Below are 10,828 nucleotides of genomic sequence, written 5' to 3' on the forward strand. Positions count from 1 at the left end.
TGCGCTCGCGATTGTACAAGGTTGGCGTAGCGGTGCAAATAATCAATCGGTGAATCGCCCCAGGGACCAAGACTTGCGAGGCGCAACAGGCCTGCCTACCATGTCAACATCTCACCCTCAGCGACCGCACGATAGTGCGAGCACGTATTCGCGCTCGATCGACCGGCCGTCACGCCCAACTGTGGATCAACCCGCATGCTATTTCTCGCGACTTCTCGACGTATCTTGTCGCTCACTGGCGTCCTTGCGATTGCCTTGTCGTTTGAAGCCAAGGCAGCCGACAATCAGCCTCCTTCGGGCTTCGTGGCATTGTTCAATGGCAAAGACCTGACCGGATGGAGAGGATTACCCAAGGGAGATCTACAAAACCCGGCAAAGCGTGCGCAAGCATCGGCCAATGATCTGGCCACCGCGCAAAAAGAGGCGGACGAGGATATGCGTGCGCACTGGATGGCGGTTGACGGCGTCATTGAGTTCGACGGCAAGGGGCGCAGTCTCTGCACTGCCAAGGATTACGGCGACTTCGAATTGCTCTGCGATTGGAAAATTCTGGCCGACGGCGATAGCGGTATTTATCTGCGTGGCAGCCCGCAAGTGCAAATCTGGGATCCCGCATCTAACGTGGCGAAGGGGGTCGGCTCGGGCGGCCTCTTCAATAACCAGAAGAAAGAGAATCCGTCGCAGCCCTCGAATGTGGCCGACAAACCAATCGGCGAATGGAATCACTTCCGCATCAAGATGGTTGGCGACAAGGTCAGCGTCTGGCTGAACGAGGAGTTGGTCGTCGACAACGTGGTACTGGAAAACTACTGGGAGCGCGACAAACCGATCTACCCCACCGGCCAGATCGAGCTTCAGAACCACGGCAACCACTTGTATTTCAAGAACATCTATATCCGCGAACTTAAGTAGATTAAAACGAAACCGCGGTGCCACTCCCATTGCGCAGAGGTTCAAGCTTCAGCGATATCCAACCGCCGATTTTGCTCGGTGGTTTTTATTTGTACCGGCGCAATTTAACGCGTCACTGCCAGACAATTCTGATGTGTGAGTAGCGCAACGACGGCTGCCGAAGCGACCCAACTTACTTATGCACAAAGTCGAGCACCGGCTCGAATTTCGCAGGGCGGCTCTTCAGGCATTCTACGGCACGTCCGATTAGCGTCAGGCTCGGCACGTCGAAGCGGTTTGGCTGGTCAGCCACGAGCGGATAAAGCATACGGCAAGCCTCGGCCCAATGACCCGTCTCGAATTGTTGCAGAGCCGATTCGTAGGCATCACGCTGGGCTAGCCAGGTCGGGTCTTCGGCCGCGGCGGAATGCAACTCGAAAACGTCCAGTGGCGAGGCAATGCCAACAACCCGAACGCGACACAATCGGCGCGTCGCGAACGCGCCGCCGAGCTTGCGCCAGGTCGATTCGCTGACCAGCGCCGCGACGCCCAGGTGCTTCGTTAGTCCCTCTAAGCGGCTGGCCAGATTCACGGCATGGCCGAGCGGACCGTACTTGAACCGCCGTCGGCTGCCAATATTCCCTACGCGGGCGACCCCTGTATTTATTCCCAGTCCCAAGCCGAGGGGCGCGCCGAGGATTCCCTGCCAGTCCTTGTTCAGTGCCGGCAGCTCTTCGATCATCGCCAGCGCCGCACGACAGGCGAGCGTGGCATGATCCGTCTGAATCGCCGGAGCGTTCCACATGGCCAACAACCCGTCGCCGATGTAGTCGACGATTACTCCACCATGATCGGCAATCCTCGCTGTAAGACGCTCCATCACATCGCCGACCAGCCGGCAGGTTTCTTCCGGCGAAAGCCGTTCGGAAAGGCTGGAGAATCCGCGAATATCGCTGAATAGCGCCGTAACTTCGCGGTCGCGTCCTTCGAGCAGCGTCGGATCAGCTTGTAATTGATTGGCCAGCGCCGAGGAGAAAAATTGCTCGAACTGGACGCGCGATCGCGCGGCTTCCGCCTCTTTCTGTTGCCGCGCAAGGCCGGCCCCAACGGCCGCGGCCAACAGTTGCACAAGCTGTGCTTCCAGCGGCTCGATTGTCGAACCGGCAGTCCCTAGCATCCGGTAGCGCTGACCGTAAACGGCGCCGACGACCTCGCCTTGCGGATCAAAGATGGGCGATACGACGACCGCCTCGATGCCCGTCAGGCTTTGCGTGGTCGCCACGTCGAGCGTGCGAAAAAAAGTTCGCCGCTCCTCGACCATGTGCGCCAGAGCCGTGCGGCTGAAGTCCAAGGGCTGCCCAGAGCGGCGGGCGAAACTGGCCACGACCTCCCACTCGTTGCCGTGGCGCAACAACACTTGCGCTCCGTCAAGCCCGACCAGTTGAACGACTGCTTTGACCGTCTCCTGATAGAACTCGGCCGAGCCTGCCGCGGCACGCTGTACCGAGATCACGGTCTCGAACCACTGCGTCAGGCGTTCGGGCGTTATCGGGTCACGATGGTCGACCAGATTCAAAGGAACGACGCGATCCTCGGTCACGCCGGCCGGCTTCAAAATGGTCTGCCAGGAGCGCGGGCCATCCTGGTTCGGTTCGACCTCGAAACGGATACGTGTCGTGCCGATCGTGACTTCCAGCGGCAGGTCAAAGTCACGGTTTGAGTTGACGCCGAGTTGTGCTTCGCATCCGATGACGTGGACTGGCGTGTGTTGGCTGAGATTTTCGACGCGCAGCCGCCCCTGGGTTTCGGTAACGCGTAGCTGATCTCGTGAAACAAAGGGATCGTCGATCACGACCCGCTCGAGCGAGCCTTGCAGGACACGGCCAAACTCGAGTGGTCCCGCGGCGTGCGAGATTTGCCGTTGTTGGCGGTTATTGTGAATCGTAACGCGAAGCATTTCTCGGCCCGCCGTCGTCAAAACCCCGTCGACGCGCGTCATTCCAGTAGCAGTTCCCTAACAGCTACCTGCGAGCGCAATTCCACCGCCCTCAAGACTACGACGCGGGGGCCGGTTGACGCAAACCCAACTTCCGGCGACTTTACCGGTTTTCCCGGTAATATTGCGATGCGTTGACACCCCGTCACGGCACTTTTAGACTCCAAAATCCTTTAGCGGTCGCGCGTCAGCGGGCGGGTGACGCGAGACGAACCGATTCTAAGTCGTACTTCCGCGCGACGGTCTTACAGTTTCACTCTACGACGGCGCATCCCCAGGAGACGAGTAATGGCGGCACAGTCGAGCGGGCGAATCGACACGGTGATGCACGAGGACCGACTGTTCCCGCCACCGAAGGAGTTCGCTACCAAGGCGCGGATCGATTCGCTGGCCGCTTACGATGAAATGTGGCGTGAAGCGGCGGCCGACATCGACTCCTTTTGGGCCAAGTTCGCCAGCGAACTGCATTGGTTCAAACCGTATCAGAAGGTGCTCGAGTGGCACGAGCCGCTGGCCAAGTGGTTCGTCGGCGGGCAGACCAACGCCTCGTACAACTGCCTTGATGCGCATTTGGCTGGCCCGCGGGGCAACAAAGCCGCGATTATCTGGGAGGGTGAGCCGGGCGACACGCGCGTCCTCACTTACCAGATGCTGCACCACGAAGTCTGTAAGTTCGCCAACGCCCTGTTGAAGCTAGGGATTCGCAAAGGGGACGTGGTATCGATCTACATGCCGCTGGTGCCGGAACTCGCGATTTCGATGCTCGCCTGCGCGCGAATCGGGGCGATTCATTCTGTGATCTTTGGTGGATTCTCTAGCGAAGCAATTGCCGACCGCAATAACGACGCCCGAGCGAAGTTGGTCATTACCGCCGACGGCGGTTGGCGCCGCGGACAGCAATTGCCGCTGAAGGCCAACGTCGACGAAGCGCTGTCCAAAAGCCCCACGGTCGAGAATTGCGTCGTGCTGCGCCGCATCGGCAATGAAGTAACGATGAAGCCAGGACGCGACCATTGGTGGGACGAGTTAATGGCCGAAGTGTCGGCCCATTGCCCGGCTGAGCCGCTCGATAGTGAAACGCCGTTATTCATCCTCTACACCAGCGGCTCGACCGGTAAGCCCAAGGGGATCAAGCACACCACGGCCGGCTATCAATTGTTCACGAAAAAAACCACCGAATGGGTGTTCGACATTCGCGACGAGGACGTTTACTGGTGTACCGCCGATTGCGGCTGGATCACGGGCCATAGCTACGTCGTATATGGACCTCTCTCCTGCGGCGCGACCGTATTGATGTACGAGGGCGCGCCCAATTGGCCGGATGAGGGACGCTTTTGGGAAATCATCGAGCGTTATCGGGTTTCGATCTTTTACACGGCCCCAACGGCGATTCGATCGTTCATCAAATGGGGCGATCGCTGGGTCGATGGGCACGATCTTTCCAGCTTGCGGCTGCTAGGCACCGTCGGCGAAGGAATCAATCCCGAAGCCTGGATGTGGTATCACCGCAAAATTGGAGGTGAACGCTGCCCGATCGTCGATACCTGGTGGCAAACCGAAACGGGGGGCATCATGATGAGCCCGCTGCCTGGCGCCATTGCAACCAAACCGGGAAGTTGCACCAAACCACTGCCCGGAATCGTACCGGCGATCGTCGACGATCGTGGCCGACCCGTCGACGCAGGCCAGGGAGGTTGGCTCGTCATTACGAAGCCTTGGCCCGGCATGTTGCGCGGCATCTGGGGTGACGACAATCGCTATGCCGAGCAGTATTGGCAGAAAGTTCCCCACAACTACCTGGCCGGCGATAACGCGCGCCAAGACAAAGATGGCTACTACTGGATCATGGGGAGGATCGACGACGTTTTAAACGTCGCTGGCCATCGCTTGAGCACGATCGAAATCGAAAGCGCACTGGTCAGTCATCCGCGTGTGGCCGAGGCCGCTGCTGTCGGCCGCCCGGACGAAGTGAAAGGCGAGGCCGTCGCAGTGTTCGTCACGTTAAAAGGTGGTGAAGCCACGGACGCTCTGCGCGACGAGTTGAAAAAGCACGTACGGAAAGAGATCGGCGCGCTCGCCCAGCCGGATGACGTGCGATTTACGAGCGCCCTGCCCAAGACGCGCAGCGGCAAGATCATGCGCCGCCTGCTGCGCGACATCGCGGCCGGCAAGGAAATCGTCGGCGATACGACGACACTTGAAGATTACGGCGTGCTAGCCAAGCTGCGCGAGGACGACGAGTGATGTAAACGCTGAATGGAAACCGATTAGTGCGGTCAAAAACAACTAGCTCGAGCGCACCTAACCCACTCGTCATTCATCACTGCGCGCTTAGCACTTCGTTTCATTCCGGGAACAGCTTCGTCGAAAGGTAGCGCTCGCCCAGGTCGGGGAGTATGACGACGATCATTTTCCCCTTGTTCTCGGGCCGCTTAGCGACCTGGATCGCCGCCCAGGCGGCAGCACCGCAACTGATGCCGCACATGAATCCTTCGAGCTTGGCCATTTCCCGCGAAGTTTCCATCGCGTCCTCATCGGTAACCAACACCACGTCGTCGATGATCTCGACGTTCAAAACATCGGGGATGAAGCCGGCACCGATCCCTTGGATCGTATGCTTGCCAGGCTTGAGTTCTTGGCCGGCGCGGCGCTGCGTAATAACCGGGCTATTGGTCGGTTCCACGGCAATGATCTGCACGCTCGGCTTGCGTTGCTTAAGGACTTCGCCGACGCCGGTTATCGTGCCTCCGGTTCCGACCGCGGAAACAAAGATATCCACGCCGCCGTCGGTGTCGCGCCAGATCTCTTCGGCCGTTGTCTTACGGTGGACTTCGGGATTGGCCGGATTCCTAAACTGATGTGGTACGAAATAGTTTTTGTGCTGCGCGGCTAGTTCTTCAGCCTTTCGCATGGCGCCGGGCATTCCTTCGGCCGCCGGTGTAAGAATCAACTCGGCTCCCAAAGCCTTCAGCATGCGTCGACGTTCCAGGCTCATGCTCTCGGGCATCGTCACGGCTAGCTTGTAGCCGCGCGCCGCGCACACATACGCCAAACCGATCCCGGTGTTTCCGCTGGTGGGTTCGATGATGACCGTATCCGGCTTGATCTTGCCTTGCTTTTCAGCAGCATCGATCATGGCGGCGGCGATCCGGTCCTTGACACTCCACAGCGGATTCAAACTTTCGAGCTTGCCGTACACCGTCGCTAGGCAGCCGTCCGTAACCCGTCGCAGCTTCACCAATGGGGTATTACCGATGCACTGGGTGATTTCGTCGTGCAAACGGGTTTCCGATGCGGTGGCCATGACGGGCTCCTTCTTTAGTTAGCACCCGGCGGCAGCGAAATGCTCGCGCGGACGCGGTTTCGACCAGCGACGAAGCGACAAAGAATCCGGCAAGCAGCCGGTGATACGACCGGTTACAGCAATCGTCGCCGCCTTCGCGCACCCGCCTGTATCGCTAACGGCCGTTACATCGGCGGATTATAGGGGGAATGGCAAACAGGGGTCAACGCTGGCCGAAGTTCGCCGGATCAGCACGGTTGGTTTTCCTTGAAAGTGAAGACTGGGCAGCGAGCGCGTCGGACCACGGCTTCCGCCACACTTCCCATTAGCAGCCGCCCCAACCCAGTGCGACCGTGCGTTCCCATCACGATCAGATCCGCCTTTTCCTGCTCGGCCAAGGCAACGATTTCATCGGCCGGGTCCCCCGTAATCATGCGATGTTCGTACGGCACGGTTCGATCTGGTGGTACCACGGCCTCAAGCATATTGCGCAGCGCAGGCACGTCTGGGTCGGGAATCCCGTAATACATTTCGCCCGTGCCATAGGCCGCTGGCGGCTCTTCGACATGCACGATGAGCAGCTTCGCCCCCATGTCCCGGGCCAAGACCGTGGCATGCTTCAGAGCGGCATCGCTTAGCGTAGAAAAATCGGTCGGAAAGAGAATCTTCGAGGCGTGCATACAAACGGCCCTCCTGCGCAATGATTCACGGCGTCAGGAATTGGCCCTACGGGGGCACTTCAAATCGTGCGCCGCGATGCGTGCGACCGACGGAATATCAAAAGCTACCCGGCTAGGACTCGAACCTAGAATGAGGGAACCAAAATCCCTAGTGTTACCATTACACCACCGGGTAGAACTAAGGCTCGTTTCTAGCGAAGCCGAGGCGTTCTTGCAACGGTGGGTGAGCAGAACGCGACGTTCAAAGAGAACCGCGAGCGTCAAATGCCTTGCGATTCTCGGCTGACGATGGCGAAGGAGAGCTGCTCTAACTCGATCGCCAGATCGACGCCGACCTGGCTGACGTTGTCCGGTAGATCGATCGTGACCGGGGCGAAGTTGAGGATCCCCTCGACTCCCGCCGCCACCAGGCGATTTGCCACCGCCTGCGCCGCAGGTGCGGGTACGGCGATGATTCCTAAACGCACCCTATGAGCCTTCGCAAATTCTGGAAGTTTCTCCAGGTCGACTACTTCCACCCCTTCGATACGCGACCCGATCTTCTGGGCGTCCGTGTCGAAGGCCGCCGCGACGCGGAAGCCCTGCCGGCCGAATCCTTTGTATCCCAGTAGGGCTCGGCCCAGGTTGCCCGCCCCCACCAGCACGGCATTCCATTGCTGATCGGTGCCGAGGATCTTTTTGATCGCAGCCACCAGCTTGTCACAGCGGTACCCGATGCCTGGGTATCCGAAATGGCCGAAGTAGGCCAGATCCTTGCGAACCTGCGCGTCGGTAAAGCCGAGCTTGCTACCGAGCTGGCTGCTGCTGGTGGTCTCCTCTTCCTGTTCGATCAGGTGCTGTAGTTCGCGCAGGTAGAGACTTAACCGGCTGGCCACGGCCTTGGGGACCGGCCCACCGGCGGCTGAACCGGCTGCATTGCTAGCAGGATCATCCATGCGCAACTGATGGGCGGCGACGTGAATAGGTTAGGCAGAGGGACCGACAAAGGCACCCCACTCTAAATTACGCCACTCGGGCGAGCAAGCCTGCGGGCATCTCGCAGTTCTGCTGTCTTGACGGTTTTTGGCCGATCACTGCCCGATTTCGAACCCGGCGCCGAGAATTTGTTCCGGATGCGCGATGTGGGGAGCGCGGGAGGCGTTTGCCAATTACGGGCACCCTGCCGAGGGCCGGGGGCTGGCTTGTCTTTATTGGAACTACCGGTCGAAGTGGTACTAGACGTTTCTCTGGAAAGATCCGAGCGGTCGGTACATTTTTTCCCATTTCACTCAATTGTGCTATCTAGCTCTGTCTATCCATTTAAGTCAATCGACGCAGATTGACGACGTTGGAGGCTATACGGCCCAACGTTCTCCTGATTGCACAGGCAGCGGTCACCTATCCGTGACCGTCGTCCGCGCAATATAGGCAGAGCTGTTAATGCACGCAGAGTGCGCGGGCCGAATGATAGCAGTGAAGACGGGCGGCAGCTCGTCTGAAACCAGGCCCACCGATCAGAGAAATGTCCTTGGGAGGAGACAGGAACATGAAGGCTCTTCTGGGAGTGCCGATCCTCGCCCTATTGCTGGCGGCGGTATCAGCTGAAAAAGCTGACGCCAGTTGGTGCGGCGCGGCAAGATTCAAGTGTTGCGCAGGATGCTGCGACACAGTTAGTTATTGCTGCACGAAGCAGCAGTGCCACACGGTCATGAAGACCTGCAAGGAGGTTGTGTACGAGAAGCAGAACTACACGTGCTACAAGACGTGCTACGAGACGGTGTGCGAACCGCGCACAATCGACTGCGTGAAGTACGTCCCGGAAACGTGCTACCGGAATTGCGAGTACACCGTTTGCAAGCCGGTCTATGAAACCAAGTACCGCACGGTGAACTTCACGGTCTGCAAGCCCGTCTGGGAAACCAAGACGAAGGACATTTGCTACACCGTGTGCAAGCCCGTGTACGAAACTCGCACGAAGGAGATTCGTTACACGGTCTGCAAGCCGGTTTGGGAAACCAAGACCAAGGAAATCTGCTACACCGTCTGCAAGCCCGTCTGGGAAACCAAGACGAAGGACATTTGCTACACGGTCTGCAAACCGGTCTGGGAAACCAAGACGAAGAACATTTGCTACACGGTCTGCAAGCCGGTCTACGAAACGAAGACCCGCGAGATCTGCTACACCGTGTGCAAGCCGGTCTACGAAACGAAGACCAAGGAAATCTGCTACACGGTCTGCAAGCCGGTTTGGGAAACCAAGACCCGCAACATTTGCTACACCGTCTGCAAGCCGGTCTACGAGACGAAGACGAAGGAGATCTGCTACACGGTCTGCAAGCCCGTCTACGAAACAAAGACGCGCAACATCTGCTACACCGTCTGCAAGCCGGTGTGGGAGACGAAGACGAAGGAAATCTGCTACACGGTCTGCAAACCCGTCTACGAGACGCATGAGCGCGTCTGTCACTACACCACCTGCAAGCCGGTGTGGGAGACGAAGACGAAGGAAATCTGCTACACGGTCTGCAAGCCCGTCTACGAGACGAAGACCCGTGAGATTTGCTACAACGTCTGCAAGCCGGTCTACGAGACCAAGACCAAAGAGATTTGCTACACGGTCTGCAAGCCGGTCTACGAGACCCGCGAGCGCGTCTGCCACTACACCACCTGTAAGCCGGTGTGGGAGACGAAGACGAAGGAAATCTGCTACACGGTCTGCAAGCCCGTCTACGAGACGAAGACCCGCGAGATCTGCTACACGGTCTGCAAGCCCGTCAACTTTACGAAGACGATCAAGGTCTGCTGCGGCCATTGGGATACCCAAGTCTCGGAATGCCCGGGCAAGGTGATCACCAAGTGCGTGCAGGAGCCCGGCTGCTGGAAGTGGGATCCTTGCTGCTGCCGCTGCGTGTACTGCCCCGGCCCTGTCAAGCAGTGCCAGATTCAGTGCCCGCCGGTGAAGGTCTGCAAGAAGGTCTGGGTGCCTGAAGTTCAGGAGCGTCAGATCAACTGCGTGAAGTATGTGCCCGAGACCTGCGTGAAGACCTGCAACTACACCGTCTGCAAGATGGTGCCCGAGCAGCGCGTCAAGACCTGCTGCTACAAGGTCTGCCACGTGGTTAAGGAATGCCATGAGAAGCGTATTCCCTACACCGTCTGCAAGATGGTGCCCGAGCAGCGTGTGAAGACCTGCACCTACCAGGTCTGCCACATGGAGACCGAGCAACGCGTCAAGACTTGCAACTACACCGTCTGCAAGATGGTGCCGGAGCAACGCGTCAAGACCTGCTGCTACAAGGTCTGCCACATGGTCAAGGAATGCCATGAGAAGCGTATTCCCTACACCGTCTGCAAGATGGTCCCCGAGCAGCGTGTGAAGACCTGCACCTACCAGGTCTGCCACATGGAGAGCGAGCAACGCGTCAAGACCTGCAACTATACGGTATGCCGCATGGTGCCCGAGCAACGCGTCAAGACCTGCAACTACACGGTCTGCCACATGGTGCCCGAGCAACGCGTCAAGACCTGCTGCTACAAGGTCTGCCACATGGTCCCTGAAGAGCATGTGAAGACCTGCAACTACACGGTGTGCCACATGGTGCCTGAGCAACGCGTGAAGACCTGCACGTACAAGGTCTGCCACATGGTGCCCGAGCAACACGTCAAGCACTGCACCTACACGGTGTGCCACATGGTGCCCGAGCAACGTGTCAAGACCTGCTGCTACAAGGTCTGCCACATGGTGCCCGAGCAACGCGTCAAGACCTGCACCTATACGGTCTGCAAGATGGTGCCGGAACAACGCGTCAAGACCTGCACCTACAAGGTCTGCCACATGGTGCCCGAAGAACGCGTCAAGACCTGCAACTACACGGTCTGCAAGATGGTCCCCGAGCAGTGTGTGAAGACCTGCACGTACAAGGTCTGCCACATGGTGCAAGAGTGCCATTCGAAGCAGGTGCCGTACACCTGCTGCCACATCGAGAGCGAGAAGCGCGT

At 58.7% G+C, this 10,828-nt stretch carries 7 protein-coding genes; 3 read left to right on the top strand and 4 right to left on the bottom strand.

Translation table 11 applies throughout. The annotated features are described in order from the left end of the window. Nucleotides 1-195 precede the first annotated feature (195 nt). On the top strand, nt 196-912 hold the full coding sequence (locus tag VGN12_01210; protein HEY4308043.1) for a DUF1080 domain-containing protein: 717 nt from the start codon (nt 196-198) through the stop codon (nt 910-912). Between the two features lie 172 nt (nt 913-1,084). Here the strand turns inward: VGN12_01210 and VGN12_01215 are convergent, their stop codons facing one another. Then, the gene (locus tag VGN12_01215; GenBank protein HEY4308044.1) at nt 1,085-2,890 is read right to left on the bottom strand and encodes an adenylate/guanylate cyclase domain-containing protein; all 1,806 of its coding nucleotides are present in this window, start codon (nt 2,888-2,890) and stop codon (nt 1,085-1,087) included. 285 nt (nt 2,891-3,175) lie between these two features. Between VGN12_01215 and acs the strand changes: the two genes are divergently transcribed. Further along, nucleotides 3,176-5,131, top strand: coding sequence for an acetate--CoA ligase (gene acs, locus VGN12_01220; GenBank protein ID HEY4308045.1), 1,956 nt, complete (start codon nt 3,176-3,178; stop codon nt 5,129-5,131). A gap of 100 nt (nt 5,132-5,231) precedes the next feature. Here the strand turns inward: acs and cysK are convergent, their stop codons facing one another. The 3 genes from cysK to VGN12_01235 form a co-directional block, all read right to left on the bottom strand. Further along, the gene (cysK, locus tag VGN12_01225; GenBank protein HEY4308046.1) at nt 5,232-6,191 is read right to left on the bottom strand and encodes a cysteine synthase A; all 960 of its coding nucleotides are present in this window, start codon (nt 6,189-6,191) and stop codon (nt 5,232-5,234) included. Between the two features lie 227 nt (nt 6,192-6,418). Further along, a complete protein-coding gene (locus VGN12_01230; GenBank protein HEY4308047.1) occupies nt 6,419-6,850 on the bottom strand; it encodes a universal stress protein in 432 nt (143 codons plus the stop codon). A 260-nt stretch (nt 6,851-7,110) separates the two neighbouring features. Then, complete coding sequence (locus VGN12_01235; protein ID HEY4308048.1) at nt 7,111-7,785, bottom strand: redox-sensing transcriptional repressor Rex; 675 nt, start codon at nt 7,783-7,785, stop codon at nt 7,111-7,113. Between the two features lie 590 nt (nt 7,786-8,375). On the opposite strand from VGN12_01235, the gene VGN12_01240 reads away from it, so the two are divergent. Next, nucleotides 8,376-10,828, top strand: a 2,453-nt coding sequence (locus VGN12_01240) for a hypothetical protein (GenBank protein ID HEY4308049.1), incomplete at its 3' end; no start/stop codon positions are given.

Source organism: Pirellulales bacterium (assembly GCA_036499395.1).
In the GTDB taxonomy this organism is placed as follows: domain Bacteria; phylum Planctomycetota; class Planctomycetia; order Pirellulales; family JACPPG01; genus JACPPG01.